Origin of the sequence: Glycomyces sp. NPDC049804, from assembly GCF_040674615.1 — a bacterium.
In the GTDB taxonomy this organism is placed as follows: Bacteria; Actinomycetota; Actinomycetes; order Mycobacteriales; family Micromonosporaceae; genus Glycomyces; species Glycomyces niveus.
In genome coordinates this window covers 188,877-206,922 of record NZ_JBFAMQ010000001.1, presented here as the reverse complement: position 1 = coordinate 206,922, position 18,046 = coordinate 188,877, and the positions used below count along the sequence as shown (strand labels likewise).

Sequence of the window (18,046 nt, the reverse complement as noted above, 5' to 3'; positions counted from 1 at the left end):
CTAGTCGTTTATGCCAACTTGGCCGCCACTATCACTGACCAGACCACTGAGGTTTCGAACTGCGACTTCCAGCCCTAGTTCATCGCCCATGGTTTCCAGGCTATTGAAGTAATCCGAGGTGATTTCCAATTCATCCTCGTGGATCCATGCGCAGATGAGCTCAAGAGCCAACCCCTCCTCGCCCGCTCTTACCAGATCCAAGACGTCCTCGGTGACTTCCTCTCGTGAAATCGGCGACTGTCTAAGTAGTCTGATCAGACCAGCGCTGATCTCCTGGGAATTCAATGCATCCTCCGTCGATTTCTCATTTCTTCGGATTGAAAGGGAAACCTGTGACGATTCGGTCAATGGCCGGTTGATAGATGACTCGAATATTAACGCCATCAACCAGCCCTTCGACTTTCCACTTCGAAGGACTTCCGTTCCCTTCAAAGAGGGAACCACGCTTCCCCGATTGCTGCGTCCACGTACTATTAGGGCTCGTGGCGACTTCAGCAATGCTGTTGAGGATACGATCGGTATCCCAATCTGCCGGGAAAACGGACTTGCCCGAGTTTCCAGGCCACTTGTGCCCGCCACCAGTCTTGTCGCCACTGATGATATGGTACTGCTCCTGCCCACCGATCAGGTTGCGACCGGTTTCATCTGCTTCTGAACCGCAGTTGTGGGTAAGGAAGTCGGTGTTGGCTGTAGTAACTGAGAAGGTGTGGTCCTCAGCAACGGTGAGGTTGTAGACCGTCGTGAAGGCGGCGTGGACTTCGATCGCGGTGATCTGGGTCCAGGTTCCTGCGCTGGTGCGGAGGAACTGGCCGGCCTTGAGGTCGATCGCGTCGTGCCAGTCCCCTGGCATCGCCGATTCGGGGTTCTCGCTGAGGTCGGACTCGTTTGCCGCCCAGATCGGGTGACCGTCGGTGGCCGTCACGGTGTCATCGGTCTTGCCGTCGCCGTCGGTGTCGATGCTGATGCCGACGAGAATTCGCGCCCCGGTGCCTTCGATGCCGATCAGGACTTCGCGGGCAGCCGTTTCTCCGGTCTCTTCATCGGTGGCGAGGACCTGGTCGCCCGGTTCGACTTCGCTGATGGGTTTGGTGGTTCCATCGGCCATCACGACCCTGGCTTCGGCGGTGAAGGAGTTGCCGATGTTGCATGAGGGCGCATCGCTGCCGCCTCCTGACTCCAGGCGCTTCCTAGCCCGTTCGGTGGCCTCCTCGACAGCGTCGTTGTAGCGCTTCATGGTGCTGCGCGCCCAAGACAACTTCTCCTGGAAGTTCGTGACCGCCTTGTAGATCTTTTTAGCGGCCTTGAACAGCTTGCCTGCGAGCTTGGCGACCTTCGCCCAGGGGATGAGGTCCATCAAGAGCGATGCGCAGGCCATCATGTCGCCGGCACCGACGCACGACATGATGTCGTTGACGCCGATCAGGTCGAGCAGGATCTCCGCGCCGACGTCGATGACGACATCGACGATCGAGGTGTTCAGAATGTCCTGCGCCGCTTCGGCGTCCTGCTGCAGGTCCTCGTCGATGTCGCGTTCGGCGTCGGCCCTAGCGCGCTGGTCGTCGGTGACCGCGCCAGTGCCCCGGCCCGCGCCGCAGGCCGCGGACGTGCCCGCGTACCTCTGGCAGTCCTCCTTGCTGCGCAGATCCTTGTGGTTCGAGTAGTAGGAGCAGTCTCCGTCGATGCAGGAGCCGTTGCTGTTGTAGCCCGGGGCCAACCCCGAAGGGTCGGAGAAGGACACCGGCGAATGGTTCGCGTAGGCGTAGCCGCCCATCTGCTGCGAGTCGGTCGGATTGATCAGGGGGTCCGCAGATATGAAGCGCCCCAGCAACGGGTCGTATTCTCTGGCGCCCAGGTGCGTCAGCCCGGAGGGGTCCTTCGTCGCTCCGAGGAATCCGCGCTCGTCGACCCATGAGCCGGGCGGTGTCCCCCGCTCGTTGCCGTAGATGTCGAAGTAGCGCACCTGGACCGCGTGCGAGTCCATGTCGACCGCGGCGGTGGAGGTGCCCTGGAGGTCGGCTCCGAGCCACGACAGGTTGTCGTCGTTGGTGCGGATCGCCACCTGGCTGCCGCCGTGCGCGTAGTAGCGGGACGCGCTGAGCGTTCCGTCTGCGGCCTTCACGACCTCCATGCCCGGGAGGTACACCGTCATGGTGCCGTCCGGGTCGGTCCTGGCGATCCGGCTGCCGTCGGCGGTGTAGTCGTAGTCCGTGGCCTTGCCTGCAACGGAACTCGTCTCGAGCTCGCCTTCTTGCGACCACGTCAGCGTCTGGGCGGCGCCGTTCGCGTCGGGGCGGGAGGTCGTGTTCCCGGCCGTGTCGTACGCGTACGAGAGCGTCTTGGTGCCGGAGGCGTCGGTGACGGTCGCCGAGGTGACCGTGTGCGGCTGGGGCGCTTCGTACTTGTAGCCGATCGTCTCACCGGCTAGGTGATCGACCTGGCCGGTGCGGTTGCCCGAGTCGTCGAAGGTCCAGGACTGCCAGTAGGGGGCGACGCCGCCGACCTGGCTCGGGGCGGTCGGCTCGGCGTCGCAAGAGGCCGGAGTCGCGCCGGTCCACGCGTCGGTGATGCGCTTCAAGTAGTCGTACGCGAAACACTGGGTGTCCGAGCCGAGGTTCGACTGGTTGTCGATCGAGGTGATCAGGCCGCCATCGGTGTACTCGTACGTCAGGTCGGAGATCACGTGGTCGGGGCCGGTCGAGATCTCGAAGCTCGACCCGGTCATGCGCCGCGTGCCGTCTTCATAGGTGAAGGCCTGCCAGGCGACCGGGGCCTCCGCGACGTTCGGGCCGTCCGGGTCCATCGTCATCTGAGCGATCTCGGCGTACTTCGTGTACGTCGAGTCGGAGACGTACCACTGCCGCGGAGAGTAAGTAGTCTGCGGCAGGCCGAGGTCGGAGTAGGTGGTCACCACTTCTTCCGCGGCCAGGCCGCCGGCGGCCGGGTAGGTCACCTGGGCGACCGACCCGTCCCGGTTGTAGGTGTACCGGAAGTCGAAGGAGCGGTCGAGCGCCCCGAAGTTCCCGTCCAGCGTGTAGCGGACGCCGACCGGGCGGCTCGCCGCGTCGTAGCCGAGGACCCTCGTCTTGTAGAGGTTGCCCGCCTCGTCCCAAGACGAGGTGGTGGCGGGGAGCCCGATGCCGAACAGGTCGTACTCGTAGGCCTCCATGAGGTCGCCGTCGAAGGCGTCCTTCATGACGTACAGGACGCGGCCGAGCTCGTCGTACTCGTACCAGACGCTCTTGCCGCGAGAGTCGGTGACCGATTCGGTGAGGCCGTTGTCGTAGTAGGTCGTCTCGGTGCGGCCGGTGTCAGGGTCATTGACCGCGGTCTGGCGGCCCATGAGGTCGTACTCATAGGTCCACTCGTTGCCGCCGGTGTCGGTCATCGACTTCAGGCGGTCGGCGTGGTCGTACTCGTAGCTGATCGAGTCGAACGCGCCCGCCGGGTCGGCGGTGTGGAGGTTCCGCACCTCGACGGTGTTGCCGCCTTCGTCGACGATCGAGGTGGCCGCGCGTCCATCAGGGTCGACGACGGTGACGGCTTCGCCGTCGTACACGGTGGTGGTCCGGTACTGCTCGATGCCGTGCGACGAGAAGACCTCGGCCGTGACACGGCCGGCCGTGTCGTATTCGAACGCCGTCATTCCTGGGATGTCGTTGTCCGAGGCGAAGAACTGCTCAGTGGAGGGCGCGGCATCGTTGTAGTACGCACCGTACTGCTTGTGGACGAGTCCCCGGGTGTCGTAGACGGTGTCGGTGAGGATGCGGCCGCCGTCGGGCGCCGGAATCTGGGTCTGGCGCGAGCGCATCAAGCCGTCGAAGAGCTCGATCGTGGTCGTGTACGTGCTGTTGGCGTTGATGCCGTGGGTGACGGTTGCCGAGGCCTTGTCGCTGCGCAGCAGGTATTCGAACTTCGCAGCGGGCCCGTACCCGGCGGCCTTCGTGCGGTCGGGCGTCCAGCCGGCGACGAGCCTGCCGAGCGCGTCGTACTGCATCTCGGTCAGATTGTTGTTGGCGTCGAGCGACTGCTTGACGTTGCCGCGGAGCGGGTCGAGGGTCTGGGTGCTCGAGTGGCCCAGGACGTTCGTCGACGTCACCTGGGTGACCGGTCCGCCGGTGGCGGGCGTGTAGACCGTGGTGGTGACGTTGCCGTCCACATCGGTCGAAGTACGGCCGCGGCCGTACTCGTCGACGGTGATCGAGCCGGTGACCAGGTAGACGGGGGCGCCGTTCGCGTAGTCCTTCGCCGTCTCGGTCTTGGTGATGTCGCCCTTCGTAGGGGCGGTCGTGTGCGTCGTCGCGCCGTCGTAGTAGACGCGCTCATCGGAGATGAGATCGGCCGGGAACGCAGGCGTGGTGTCGGAGCAGGTCGTCGAGAGCGTCTGCGTCCGGACCGGGAGATTTACGATCCACTTAGATGTGTTGCGCGCGTATGTGATCTTGACGCACTGCTCGTCTCCGGTGACGCTCGCGTCGCCCGAGGACTCCGTGGAGATCGCCATCCCGTAGGAGTCGTACTTCGTCGCCGTGGTCACCGTCCGCCAAGTGCCGTCGGCGAGCACTGAGGACGATGCGACGACGCTGGTTCCGGTGTGGCGTGCGTGGACCGTGGCCCAATCGCGCACTCGGGTGGCCGTGGGCTCCGAGCGCCAAGGAGTCGTGACCGTCTTCGAGATCGGTGCCCCGTCGAGGAATGTGGTCTCGGTCCGGGGGCGGCCGGCGAACTCGTCGTGGTCGGTGATGCCGTCGACCGAGACGTTCGTCGTGCTGCCGTTCGGCAGCTTCTGCCCGTGGAGGCCTCGGAAGTACGTGGTCTCGGTGACCATCTTTTCATCGGAGCCGTCGCCGGTCACCGTCCGCACAGCCGAGTATCCGCGGTACTCGGACCACGTCTTGTATTCCGGATCGGTGAGGCCGTCGTCGTCGGTGTAGCGCCAAGCGGGCTTGCCGATGTACTGGTAGTTGCTGGTGACCGGCGGCGAACCGCCGGTCGAATCGATGTCGGCGACTTTGGTGACGACGTACTTGTGATACCAGTCGTACTCGGGCGTGCCGCCGTTGTCCTCCGCGGTCTTCACGATGACCGGCATGCACCGCATGTCGTTGTTCTCGGGAGAGGAGGGCATGACGCCGGTCTTGGCATCGCACTCGGTGTCGGTGTAGTCGATCGTGGTGATGCCGCCGGTGCCGTTGCGGATCGCGGAGATCCGGAACCAGTTCATCGGCGCTTTCGTGTCCAGGGTCTTCTGGACGCGGTTGTAGAGCTGGATGCCGTCGAAGGTGACCTGCGGCAGGGCGATCGGATCGCCACCAGCCAGTCCCGTCCGGGTGATCCCGTCGAGCCAGAGCCCTGCACGCGTGGAGTCGCCCGGGTCGGGCCAGGACTGGGCCAGCGCCCATTTGTCGACACCGGTCCAGGTCCCGCCGGTGTAGACCTGCGTGGTGACCGACGCGAGGCGCTGATCGGTGAAGAAGGTCGGCGAGTAGATGGTCTCGCAGTCGGCGGCCGTGCCGTCGCAGTACTGGTCGAGCGGGACGTCGGGCCAGTTCTCGGGGTGGTCGTAGTCGCAGGTCGAACCCGCGAGGCAGCGGTCGGCGAGGTCGAATACGACGCGGTTGACGGCTCCCGCGTAGGCGTCGCCGGAGCGGAGTCCGTAGTCGATGCGGCTCAGGTTCGCGCCGCGGTCGTAGGCGACCGGCTTCGTGTCGTCGAGGTTGAGCAGGTAGTGGTTGGATTCGCCCTCGTAGAAGTACGCCATGGCGTTGTTGTGGGGGTCGACCACCCAGTCGAGCCGCCAGCGCCAGGCCTGCTGGCACCAGGAGTCGGCGAACGCGGTGGCGTGGCAGGGTTCGTCGGAGTGGTTGCCGAAGACGGGAACGGTGGAGGTGGACTCGGTCTCGGCGTCGCCGGTCCCGTAGCCGGGCAGGCGGTTCAAGCCGAAGAAGTACTGGACGCCCGCACCCGTGGTGACCTTCCAGTACTCACCGTTGTCGTCGCCGTTGTTCGCGCCGGAGAGCTTTTCGACCTTCGAGGCGTCGTCGTTCTTGATCTTCCACTTGCCGGTCTCGTCATCTCGGACGAGCTCCCCGCCGGAGCCGTTGAGCGAGAGGACGGCGTTGTCAGTGGCCCAGCACTGGTCGCCTCCGGTCTCGGCTTCGGGAGGGTTGTTGGCGCCGTCCTTGTCGTCCATCTGGCAGGCGGTGTAGTTGCGCTCGATGTAGCCCGGGTCGAAGGAGAAGCCTTCGCCGATGGTGGACGGCTGGTTGTTCGTGGATTCGTTGCGGCCGTCGACGGCCGAGGACGAGTAGGCGAACGCGATCGAGGGGTCGAGGCCGCCGACGGAGGAGGGGGTGTCGATCGGGTAGGACCAGGAGAAGTCGCCGGTGGGGTTGCCTGCGGACCAGGTGGACGAGGGGGCGAGGCTGGTGGCGGCGAAGGTGCCGTTCGCGCCGGAGGCCGATGCGGCGAGGGTGACGGACGCGGTCGCGGAGGACTGGGCGTGGCCGCCTTCAGTGTCGGACGAGGGGGCGAGGTAGCCTCCACCGCTGCCGGTGGGTCGGAGTGCGATCTCGGTGGTCAGGGTGGCGTCGATCGCGTTGTGGACCACGGGGATCTCGGTGCCGGCGGCGTCGTATGCCTTCAGGCGGTCGTCCCAGTCGGCGCCGCCGGCGTTCCGGTAGGCGCTGTAGTCGAAGACGGCTTCGACGGTTCCGGATTCGGATGATCCGTCGGTGCGTTCGAGGTTCCACTCGAGGCCGTCGACGGCCGAAGCGGCGGCGAGTTCGACTCGTATACTCGACGGAGCGTTCTCATCGATCGCACTCAGGGTGACGCCGAGTTCGGGGATTTCGACCGGCTCATCGGGCTCGAGATCGACCTGGACCGATGTCAGCGGCGGAAACAGTGGCTGCTGGTCGCCCTCGAGAATGCGGTCTTCGGTGTCGTCCGCTGGCAGATCGAGTTCACCTGGTTCGAAATCGACACCAGGAACGGACAATTCCTGGTCAATCCCTTCAGGACGGTACTCCGGTTCCCAAACCCCCACCCACATGAGGAACCCCGCGGCGAGCGCGGCAAGGCCGGCGAACGTGATGCCGCGCTTGACCAGCATCTTTCGCGAAGACTGCCAGGGCATCTCGACCCTATCCGCGATCGCGGACAGCTTCAATGCAGCTTTGGCATTGGGGCGCTTGGAATCAGACATGCGGGGGGCGTCGTCCACTGGGGCTCCTGGAGGGGTGCATGAAGTTGTTTCGGACGGGACTGTAGCAGAGTCCTCACAGACCAATCAACCCCTTCGCGGCGAATCCCTACTTGAGCCCATTTGGTGGGACATCGTCTGTCCTTGTCGAACAGTCCTCTGGCATACTCTCCGCAGCCGCGCGCTCGCACCGAGCCGCGGCAACCCCGAACCAATCGAATAGGGAGCCCCCTTGCGATCCATACCCCGCAGGCCGATCGCGCTGCGCCTGACGGCTTTGGCCGCTGGCGCCGCGGCACTGTCGGTCTTCATCACCCCGCCGCCTGTGTTCGCGCAGGAGACCCCCGCAGAAGGCGTTCCACCGGGATCCGACTCCTCGGCGACCGAGACCGAGACCGAGATCTCGGACGCGGTCACCGAAGCCGCGGAAACCGGTGTGAACGTGGAGATCGATTCGCTCGCAGGCGCATCGTCGGAGGTGTTCGCCGCCCCTGACGGCACCTTCGTCGAAGAGATCGCATTGGAGCCCTACCAGGCGCAGACCGACGACGGGACCTGGGCGGAGATCGACAACACACTGGTCGATTCGGGGACGGGAGCCTTCGTGCCCAAGAATTCCGATCTCGGCATAGAGCTGTCCGCGGGCGGGACCAGCGACCTGGTCACCGTCACTGACGTCCACGGCCGCACCGTGACCTACACCTGGCACGAGGCGCTGCCGACGCCCACGGTCACAGGTGACACCGCGGTCTACGGCGAGGTCCTCCCCGGCGTGGACTTGAAGGTGCGGGCGACGAACACCGGCTTCGCGAAGGTCTTCGAGGTGAAGACCCCTGAGGCCGCGGCCTCCGCGGAGGTGGCGAGCATCGAGCTCGGGCTGGTGCTCGACGGTTTCACCGCCGCGGTAGGCGCCACCGGTGCGCTGGAGATCAGCGACTACGAGGGCAATGTGGTCTTCGGCGGGCCGACGCCGCTGATGTGGGACTCGGCCGTGGGCGACGACGGCGTGGGAGACGCGGTCAGCGACGGCTGGTCCCCCGCCACGTATTCGATGAGCGCCACCGTGGGGACGACGTTCGCGAACGGCGTGCTCACGCTGGTTCCCGACGCTGCCATGCTCGCGGACCCGGCGGCGGTCTACCCGATCCGGATCGACCCGGAGGTCGTGAAACTCGATTCGAGCGCGTGGGCGATGGTCTCGGACTACTCGTCCTACCGCAACCGCAGCTACTACAACGGCGGATCGTTCGAGAAGGACCCCAACGGAACCGCGCGACTCGGCCGGGCGCACAAATCCGACGGCTCGATGGAGCAGACCTGGCGTCTGGCATTCGAGTTCAACACGTCCAAGTTCCGCGGCAAGGACATCATCGACGCGAACCTGCGCATGACCATGACGTACTCGTGGATGCGCTCGTGCGACGGCATCTCGGCAACCGCCGACCTGCATGAACTCGACGCGGGGAACCTCAAGAACTGGACTTGGAACGACCAGGGCAGCTGGGGCACGAAGATCGCGTCCCGCGACGAGGGCATCGCCTCCGGCTGCGGCGCGCCGAGAGAACTCTGGACAGACGTCACGGACTACGTCCAGGAGGTGGCGAACTCCAGCGACAAGAAGATCCAGTTCGGCCTGCGCTCCTCGTCGGAATCCTGCGGCGACCAGTGCCCGAGCTTCCGCCGCTTCGGGCCCGAGAAGGTCGGCGACGGCCGCACCGGCTTCTACCTGAGCGTCAAGTACAACACCGCTCCGAACAAGCCCGGCTCGTTCACGATCGACGGCCAGTCCTGCACCCCCGGAAAGACCGTGAAGCTCGGCGCCGGCACGTCATGGACGGTGACCGCCAAGCTCTCCGACGACGAGGGCGACAACATGAACGGCGTCCTGAGTTGGAAGGACCAGGTCTCCGGGACCACGAAGACCTGGAACTCCTCCGGCGCCGACGCGGCGAGGGCCACCTGGACCGTGCACGCCTCCGACGTGACCGGCCAGACCTACGTCGCGACAGTGGCGGCCAAGGACAGCCGTGCCACAGGAGCGAGCGCGGGCGGATGCACCGTGCTCATCGACACGACGCCGCCGGTCAAGCCGACGGTCGTGTCCACGGACTACCCGGCCGACGGCAAACTGTACGGGGCCGTGGGCAAGACGGGCCGTTTCACGATCGACTCGACGTCGGCGGACACCGCCGGATACTCCTGGAGCATGCAGGACGCGTACGGGGACAACACCGCTCCGGTGTCGACGCTTGGCGCACCGGCGACGATCGCACTGGACCCGACCACCAGCGGCCAGCAGACCCTGAGCGTCTGGGCGTACGACCAGCACGGGAACGTCTCGGCCAAGACCTCGTACACCTTCAGCGTCAACCCGAACGGTTCCCCGGTCGCGCACTGGAAGCTCGACGAGTCCGAGGGTGCGACGGCCGCGGACACCAACTATCCCGGCTACCCCACTGACGCCTCTTGGCCACTGACGCTCACGAACGGCGCGTGGACCGGCGGCACCGCCGCGGACGCCGCCGACGACCACCTGCGGTACCTCACGTTCGACGGCGACGACCAGGCGGCCACGACAGCGCCCGTCATCGCCACGAACTCCTCGTACACCGTTTCGGCGTGGGTGAGAATCCATGAGACCGATGTGGACTACACGATCGCTTCGCAAGACGGCCTGGTCAACTCGGCGTTCATGCTCAAGTACGACGGCGAGAGCCACAAGTTCCTGATGGTGGCCTCGAACCAGGACTCGACGGCCTCCGGTCTCCTGGCGGTCTCGGCCGGGTCGACCGTCACCGCGCAAGCGGGGGTCTGGTACCACGTCACTGGGGTCTTCTCGTACGCGGAGCAGAAAGTGAAGCTCTATGTGGACGGACAACTCCAGAACACCGCCGCCTTCGGCGACGAATGGCGGTCGACGAAGGGCTTCGTCCTCGGACGCGACCTCTGGGCGGGCAAGAAGGGCACCTACTACGCCGGCGACGTCGACGACGTGAAGGTCTGGGACCGGGAGGTCCCGATCGGGGAGATCCAGCGCCTGGGCCAGCACGCCGAAGGCATCTGGGACTTCGAGACGGTCTCGACCGACTCGTATCCGGACGTCTCCGGCGGCGGCAACTACCTCAACGGCGCGGGCTCGATCGAACTCGTCGAAGGGTTCCAGGGCACTGCCGCGGGCTTCAACGGCAGCACGCCACCGCGACCGTCGGCCGCAAGGTCCTCACCACCAACGGGGACTTCACCATCGGCGCTTGGGTGCGGCTCGAACGCGACGGCAGCAGCGCGAACGTGGTGAGCCAGGACGGCGTCAACACCGGCGCCTTCTACTTCGGTTATGTCGAGGGACGCGACAGGTGGTCGTTCCGGGCCGTCAACGCCGACGTCGCCAGCGGATACACGTGGACCCAACTCGACGCCGACACCCCGGTCCAGATCGGGCAGTGGACGCACCTCGCCGTCACCTACGAGGCGTCGACCGGAACCGCGTCGATCTACGTCAACGGCCTGCCGGCCGGACAGAAGACCGGGTTCGCCCTGTGGGCCTCCTCCGGGGACCTCCGGGTCGGCTCGGTACTGCACCGAGGCGCGGTCGCCGACCACTGGGCCGGCGCGATCGACAACCTCAACGTGAACTCGGGCGTCTTCGACGACCAGCAGATCAAGGCGCTCGCCGACGGCACCGTCCGCGAGACCCGCAGCGAGCTGATCACCGGCGACTTCAACGGCGACGGCTTCGACGACGCCCTGACGGTGGTCGAATCCGAAGGCGTGTACTCCGATATCTACCTGATGAAGAACGACCGCGCCGGAAACCTGGTGCGATCTACTGACCCGGTGTTCGAGTCCGACGCGCTCAACCTCGATGCCACGCGCGACTGGCGTGTGAGCGACGCGGTCTGGCGTTCTGGGGACGTCAACGGCGACGGGCGCGACGACCTCGTCGTCGCGGTGCCCGGCGACGAGCACTTCGAAGTCTGGGCGGTGCCCGCCTGCGGACCGCGGGACCGGGTCTGCACCAAGGATGGGGGGACGTTCAGCTTCAACACCGCCAAGCGCCTCGACCTGACCGCCGCAGCCGGATGGGAGCTCGCCGAAACGCAGATCCAGTTGGAGGACCTCTCCGGCGACCAGGGCGACGACCTCGTGCTCATGCGCGGAGACGGCAAGACCGCCTACTCCATCTGGAGGGTGAAGCTCCTCGACGAGCATGGCAGGTTCGGGTTCGGCACGCCGACCCAGATCGCCACGGGCACAGGGGACTCACGCCTGATCGAACTGGCGGTCGGCGACTTCGACAGCGACTGGTGGGGCGACGTGGTCGAGATCCGGACCGGCGCCGACGGCAGTGCGGACCTGTACGTCCGCTACGGTTCGAAGGACGGTCTCGGGGTGCCTGTGTACGCATTGGACACCCCGAACAACTGGGACACCGAACGCGATGACGTGACGGTCACCGACTTCACCGGTGACGGACTGCCCGACCTGGTGGCCTCCTACCGTTTCGCCAACCGGGTCCGGCTCCAAGCCGTCGCCACCCTGCCGGACAGGGGCGGCTTCGAACCGAACCGCGCACTGGGTTACTCGACGAGCTGCACCGGCTGCGCTTCCTATCTGACCCCGTGGGTGCACACCGACATCGCCGGAGCCGACGTCAACGGCGACTCCAAGGACGACCTCGTCACGTTGCGAGCAGGCACCGGAGGCGACATCGGCGCACTCTGGACACGGTTCTCGTCGGGCACCTTGATCGACAATCCGAAACCGACCTGGGCGGACGCGCACACCTGCTTCGGCACCGAAGGCGACGTCAACGGCGACGGGTACCGCGACACGGTGCTGCCGCTGTCGGATTACGACGTGAACGGCGTCGTGAACGCCGGCGCGTTCTACTTCGTGGACGGCGCCACCGGCAAGGCGAGTCTGGTGCACCAGGGCACCGCCAACGTCGAAGGCGGTCCCGAAGCCGAGGACCTGTTCGGCTTCTCGGTCGCAACCTATGACGCGGACGGCGACGGCTGCTCGGACATCGTCGTCGGCATCCCAGGCGAGAACGGCATCGGCTACGCCCAGGTCCTACCTGGATCGCCGGAGGGCATCGACACCGGCGCCGACTACCTCCTGGCCCAGAACACGAACGGCATGCCCGGTGCCAATGAAGCCGGCGACCAGTTCGGGTACTCGGTCACCGCGACGAACCGCAATGACGGCACCCCCGTGCTGATCATCGGCAGCCCCGGCGAGGACGTCCAGACCGACACCACGGGCGCCTACCGAGACGGCGACACCGAGATCGCCGAAGTCGTCGACGGTGGCGCGATCGTCTACCTCACCGGCGATTCGAAGGCGTGGGTCGACCAGAACACGGCCGGGGTGGGAGGCGCAGTCGAAGCGGGAGACCAGTTCGGCTGGTCGATCGCCGCGACGCCGACCCGGTTCATCGTCGGCGCACCATACGAGGACGGCGGCCCCGACCAGCTGGCCAACGGCGGTGGGACGCTCCTGTTCACGCACGAGACCTCCGCTGAGGGCAAGCCGGTCAATACCCACTGGATCGACCAGGCGGACGCCGTGTTGAACTCCGCGATCGAAGCCGGGGACGCGCTCGGCTACGACGTCGCCGCGATCGACTACTGGCCGAGCGGCGGCGGTGTCGGTTCGACGAACACCGCCTTCGCGATATCCGTTCCGTGGGAGGACCTCGCCGACAACACGGTGGCCAACTCGGGTTCGGTGCACTTGATCCACATGGATTCGGCCGGAGCCATCACCTCGGGCACCAACTACTCGCAGGGCACGACCCTCGGTGACAGTCCGGAAGCCTCCGACCATCTCGGCACGAGTGTCAGCCTGTACAACACCAATCCGATGATCGCGGCGAACAACAGCCGCCTGCAACTGGCGATCGGGGTCCCGGACGAGAACTTCGATACGTCGGACGACGACGGCTTGGTTCACGTCACGGGAGCCGCGGTTCCCACGGCCGACATCGACACCTTGATCAAGGACCCGTCGTCGAACGCGAACGGCAAGTTCGGGACCAATGTCGCGATGTCCACCAACGGCATCTACATGACCGCACCGGGCACCGGCACCGTGAACTGCCTCGCCTGGACCGCCGTTCCCGCCACCTCGCAGCAGATCGTGACCGCCCCGCCGGTCTAGGAGAGTCAGGAGTGAATGGAAGAGCCGCCGGGTGGCTACCCGGCGGCTCTTCGCTTGTCAGGCGCGGGATTCCAGGCGGGCGGCGAGCTCGGGGCTGTCGAGGTCGGTGGCGGGGCGCCATTCGGCGGCGTGGACTTCTTCGGTGCGGGGGTTGAGGGCGGCGTCGGCGCAGTGGAAGAGGTAGCGGACGTCGTAGTGCCAGTGGGCGTCTTCGTTCCTGCGCGGGTTGGCGGGGATGGGGTGGACGTCGATGTGGATGGGGACCGGGTCGGCGAGGGTGAGGGCCGAGGGTTCGATGCCGGTCTCTTCGACGGCTTCGCGGAAGGCGGCCGAGGGGAGCGAGTCGTCGGCGGGTTCGATGTGGCCGCCGGGCTGGAACCAGCGGCCGATGGTCCTGTGGTGGACGAGGAGGACCTCGCCCGCGTCGTTGACGAGGATCGCCGAGGCGGTGACGTGGCCGGGCATGGTCGTGCGATCGAAGCCTTCCGGGCCGGTGAGGGCGAAGAGCGGCCTGATCGACTCGGCGTCCTCGGGCCAGCGGACGAGGTAGGCGGCGAGCTGGTCTTTGAGATGAGCGATCGCGATGGGCACCGCCGTATTCTGCCAGCGACGGCGGCCGGGGGCGGCGGGGCCCGCCGGGCCTAGAATCGAGCCCTATCCGTACACCAGTGCCGACAGACAAGGACCCCCGCCGTGCCCGAGATGATGCGCGCCGTGACCCAACAGCGACTCGGTGGGCCGGAGGTGCTGGAGTTGACCGAGGTCGAGCGGCCGGATCCGTATTACGGGGAGATCCAGGTGCGGGTCCGCGCGGCGGGCGTCAACCCCGTCGACCCGGCCGCCCGCGAAATCGGGCTCTACATCGGACAGCCGCCGTTCATCCTCGGCTGGGACGTCTCCGGCGTCGTGGAGAAGGTCGGCATCGGCGTCACCCGCTTCAAGCCCGGCGACGAGGTCTTCGGCATGCCCCGCTTCCCGCACCAGGCGGGCACGCACGCCGAGTACGTCACCGCGCCGAGCCGTCAGTTCGCCCGCAAGCCGGCCTCGCTCTCGCACATCGAGGCCGCCGGGCTGCCGCTGTGCGGACTCACCGCCTGGCAGGCCCTGGTGGACAACTCGCAGCTGCGGGCCGGCCAGCGCGTGCTCATCCACGCCGCCGCCGGGGGCATCGGCCACCTGGCCGTGCAGATCGCCAAGTCCATCGGCGCCCATGTCATCGCCACCGCGAGCGCCGGGAAGCACGACTTCGTGCGCGGGCTGGGCGCCGACGAGGTGATCGACTACAAGGCCGTCGACTTCGCGGCTGTCGTCAAGGACGTGGACGTCGCCTTGACCACCCTCTCCGGCGACTACGCGGAGCGCTCGGTCTCGGTGATCCGCGACGGCGGCGTCCTCGCCCAGCTCTACTACTCCCTGCGGGACGCCGAGTTCCCCGAGGCGGTCGCGCGCGGCATCCGCACCGACTTCATGCTCGTCGAACCCGACCTGATCGGCCTGCAGGGCCTGGCCCGCCTCGCCGACGCGGGCGAACTGCGGGTCCATGTCGCCGAGACGTTCCCGCTCGAGGACTTCGCCAAGGCCCATGAGGCGATGGAGCACGGCAGCGCCACCGGGAAGCTCGTGCTCACCGTCGACTGAAGACGATGGGGCCCGCCGCTTGGCGGGCCCCGCATCGAGGGCGATCAGCGCTTGCGGCCGTAGGTGAGCCGCCGCAGCAGCGTCTCGGCCGGACCGCGGTGGCCGCGGCGGTGCGCCGCATAGGCGCCCCACACGGTCAACGCCCAGACCGCGAGCGCGCAGGCCTGCGAGACGAGCAGCGGGCTGCCGGTCCGGTCGTCCAGGCCGAGGAGGAACGGCGTCGCGAGGACCAGCCACGCCGCCGACTGGAACAGGTAGCCGCTCAGCGACCGCTGCCCGAGCGCGCTCACCGCGGTCACGAGCGTCCCGGCGGGCTTGCGGGCGAGGACGTGCGCGAGGAGGCCGAACACGGCCGCGTAGCCGACGCCGCCGAAGAAGCCGGAGGTCTCGTACAGGAGCTTCATCGCGGCCGCGGTGCCTTCATTGGCGTGCAGGAAGCCGCCGCTGAGCAGCGCCATCGGCATCCCGGCCGCGACGGCGACGGTGATGCCGCCGATCGCGGTCCAGCGCAGGAGCGGCAGGTGCCGTTCGGGCTCCTCGAGGAGGCGGCTGCGGCCGGCCCAGGCGCCGACCCAGACCATGAGGATCATCGGCAGCAGCGTCGCGGTGTGCACGGGCCACTCGGCGAGCCGCTCGCCCACCGAGGCGAGGTACGTGCCGGCCTCCACGGAACCGAAGGGCGAGACGGGGATCGCGGCGTCGCCCGCCTGGAACCCGAATGCCACGGCCGCGGCGAGCACGAGGATGTAGAGCCCGCCGACCGCGAGGTACCAGGGCGCGAGGCGGTGCACCTTGTCGGTGCGCTGCAGGAGTAGCAGGGTGAACGCGATGCCGATGAGCCCGTAAGCGCCGAGGAAGTCGCCTGAGTAGAGCAGCACGCCGTGGGCGGCGCCGAAGACGAAGAGCCAGGCGTTGCGGCGCAGGAGGACCCGCCTCACCTGGCCGGGGGTCGCGCCCGCTTCGGCCTGGCGGCGGGCGAGCTGGACGAGGCCGTAGCCGAACATGATCGCGAACAGCGGGAACGCCCGCGCATGGATGAACTCGACCATGAAGAAGTTGTAGAAGCGCTCGAAGCCGCGCGGGTCGGTCTCGACGCCGGGCGCGCTGGCGAGGAAGTAGCCGGCGCTGTTGGCGAGGGCGATGAACAGGAGCATGGCGCCGCGGGCGAGGTCGGGGGCGAGCGCCCTTTCGGTGGGGCGGACGGGGCCGCGGCGGATGCGCGGCTCGGTGGGCGCGGGTGTGGCGGTGGCGGTCATGTCGATCCTTCGGGGTCTCGCGATCGGTTGAATTAATATCCCTGAGATACTATCCTTGAGATATTAATAGCATGTGCGATGATGTCGCGCAAGCCCGGGCGACGGAGGGACGGAGGTGGCCGCGGCGCATGGACGAGGCGGCAGTGCCGGATGAGCTGGCGAGACTGTGGCGCATCCCTACGGAGTCGCGCCGCGGGCGGCCCGCGAAGCTCGACGTCGGCCAGGTCGTGGACGCGGCCGTCGCGCTCGCCGACCGCGAAGGGCTCGCGGCGGCGACGTTGCCGCGGGTCGCCGAAGCCCTCGGCGTCACGAAGATGTCCCTCTACCGGCACGTCGGATCGAAGGACGAGCTGCTGGTCCTCATGCAGGACGCGGCGTCCGGCCCGGTTCCATCCTCATTGGACGGCACGGGTCCGTGGCGGGAGCGGCTGCGGCTGTGGGCCTCCGAGCAGCGCGCGCTCTTCGCCCGGCACCCGTGGCTGGCCGCCTCGCCCGTCTCGGGACCGCCCAAGGGCCCCCACCTGATCGGCTGGTTCGACGCCGGGCTGCGGGCCCTGCGGACCACGGAGCTCGACTGGGCGGCGAGGGTCGGCGCGGTCATGCTCGTGGGCGAGTACGTTCGCGGCAACGCTCAACTGGCGCAAGGCCTCGAGGCCGGCCGGGCCGGCTCGGGCCAGGACCAGGCGGCGGCCGAGCAGGCCTACGGCAGGGCGATGTTCGCCCTCGTCTCGCCCGAGCGCTTCCCCGACGCGGCCGCGCTGTTCGCCTCGGCCACCTTCGAGGACACCGGCGAGGACACCGCGGACACGGACTTCTTCTCCGGCCTGGACCTCATCCTCGACGGCGTCGCCGCCGCGGTCAAGCGCGCCTAGGGCCCACCCCGGCCCCGCCGTCCCAGTCCCACTCGGCGATCTGAGCGCGCATGAGCCGCGCCGCCGCGGGCAGCCGGTCCTCGCCCGCCCAGTGCAGGCTGAGCGTGCGGTTGCAGTGCGGGTGGTCGACGGCCACCCATGCGACGCCAGGCTCGGGAAGGGCGAAGCGGGCGATCTCCGGGAAGAGACTCAGGCCGAGCCCGGCGCCCACGAGCGTGTAGGTGGCGGCGGGCTCGTCGATCTCGCAGACGATCCGCGGTTCGAGGTTGCGGTCGGCGAAGAGCCAGTCGAGCAGGCGCCGCTGCCACTGGCCGGGCCGGGTGATGACGAACGGCTCGGCGGCCAGGTCCTCGACCGCCACGCGCGGCTCGGCCGCGAGGCGGTGGCGCGCTGGCGTCGCCAGCCAGACCTGCTCGACATGGACCACCTGGGACGCGATGCGCGGCGCGCTCACCGGCTGCGAAGCGAGGCAGAGGTCGACCTCGCCGGACCGCAGCGCCTGCTCCATCTCGTGGGGCGCCATCTGGTGGAGCCGCACGTCGACATCGGGGTGCGCGGCCTTGAACGCCGCGATCGGGCCGGTGAGCGGCAGGAACGTCTCCGAGGCGAGCCGCACGCTGCCCGCGCCGCCGAGCGCGGCCTCCGCCACGGCCCGGCGCCCGGCTTCGAGTTCGCCCAGGGCGCGCTCCACATAGTCGCGGAACAGCGCACCGGTCGCGTTGAGCCGCAGGCGGCCCGCGCGGTCGAACAGCGGCGTGCCGAGCTCGGCTTCGAGGCGCGCGATGGTGCGGCTGAGCGCGGGCTGGGCGACGCGGAGCTCCGCGGCGGCCCGGCTGAGGTGCTCCTCACGTGCGACCGTGAGGAACTGGTGCAGGGCGTTCAGGTCCATCGACGTCCTCTCATGCCTCCAGGGTTAT

Annotated in this window: 9 protein-coding genes; 4 read left to right on the top strand and 5 right to left on the bottom strand. The window is 67.6% G+C overall.

Going from position 1 to position 18,046, the window contains the following annotated elements; genetic code table 11:
- The gene (locus tag AB0K52_RS00935) at positions 1–285 is read right to left on the bottom strand and encodes a MafI family immunity protein (RefSeq protein ID WP_363524293.1); all 285 of its coding nucleotides are present in this window, start codon (positions 283–285) and stop codon (positions 1–3) included.
- A 19-nt stretch (positions 286–304) separates the two neighbouring features.
- Complete coding sequence (locus AB0K52_RS00930) at positions 305–7,222, bottom strand: RHS repeat-associated core domain-containing protein (protein WP_363524290.1); 6,918 nt, start codon at positions 7,220–7,222, stop codon at positions 305–307.
- A gap of 211 nt (positions 7,223–7,433) precedes the next feature.
- Between AB0K52_RS00930 and AB0K52_RS00925 the strand changes: the two genes are divergently transcribed.
- Positions 7,434–10,496 (top strand): LamG-like jellyroll fold domain-containing protein, encoded by a 3,063-nt coding sequence (locus AB0K52_RS00925; RefSeq protein WP_363524287.1) that lies wholly within the window; start codon positions 7,434–7,436, stop codon positions 10,494–10,496.
- Positions 10,457–13,363, top strand: a complete 2,907-nt coding sequence (locus AB0K52_RS00920; RefSeq protein ID WP_363524284.1) for a LamG-like jellyroll fold domain-containing protein — start codon at positions 10,457–10,459, stop codon at positions 13,361–13,363. Before AB0K52_RS00925 ends, AB0K52_RS00920 begins: the two co-directional genes overlap by 40 nt.
- Positions 13,364–13,420: 57 nt before the next feature.
- Here the strand turns inward: AB0K52_RS00920 and AB0K52_RS00915 are convergent, their stop codons facing one another.
- A complete protein-coding gene (locus AB0K52_RS00915; protein WP_363524282.1) occupies positions 13,421–13,954 on the bottom strand; it encodes an NUDIX hydrolase in 534 nt (177 codons plus the stop codon).
- Between the two features lie 114 nt (positions 13,955–14,068).
- Here AB0K52_RS00915 and AB0K52_RS00910 point away from each other — a divergent pair, with 114 nt between their 5' ends.
- A complete protein-coding gene (locus tag AB0K52_RS00910) occupies positions 14,069–15,001 on the top strand; it encodes an NADP-dependent oxidoreductase (RefSeq protein ID WP_363525016.1) in 933 nt (310 codons plus the stop codon).
- 44 nt (positions 15,002–15,045) lie between these two features.
- Here the strand turns inward: AB0K52_RS00910 and AB0K52_RS00905 are convergent, their stop codons facing one another.
- Positions 15,046–16,257: a DUF418 domain-containing protein gene (locus tag AB0K52_RS00905; protein ID WP_363524279.1), complete on the bottom strand. Its 1,212-nt coding sequence runs from the start codon at positions 16,255–16,257 to the stop codon at positions 15,046–15,048.
- 128 nt (positions 16,258–16,385) lie between these two features.
- Between AB0K52_RS00905 and AB0K52_RS00900 the strand changes: the two genes are divergently transcribed.
- Positions 16,386–17,129: a TetR/AcrR family transcriptional regulator gene (locus AB0K52_RS00900; protein WP_363524276.1), complete on the top strand. Its 744-nt coding sequence runs from the start codon at positions 16,386–16,388 to the stop codon at positions 17,127–17,129.
- Here AB0K52_RS00900 and AB0K52_RS00895 read toward each other — a convergent pair.
- Entirely contained in the window at positions 17,116–18,018 is a 903-nt protein-coding gene (locus tag AB0K52_RS00895) for a LysR family transcriptional regulator (protein ID WP_363524273.1), read from the bottom strand. The two genes, AB0K52_RS00900 and AB0K52_RS00895, sit on opposite strands and share 14 nt — an antisense overlap.
- Between the last annotated feature and the right edge of the window lie 28 nt (positions 18,019–18,046).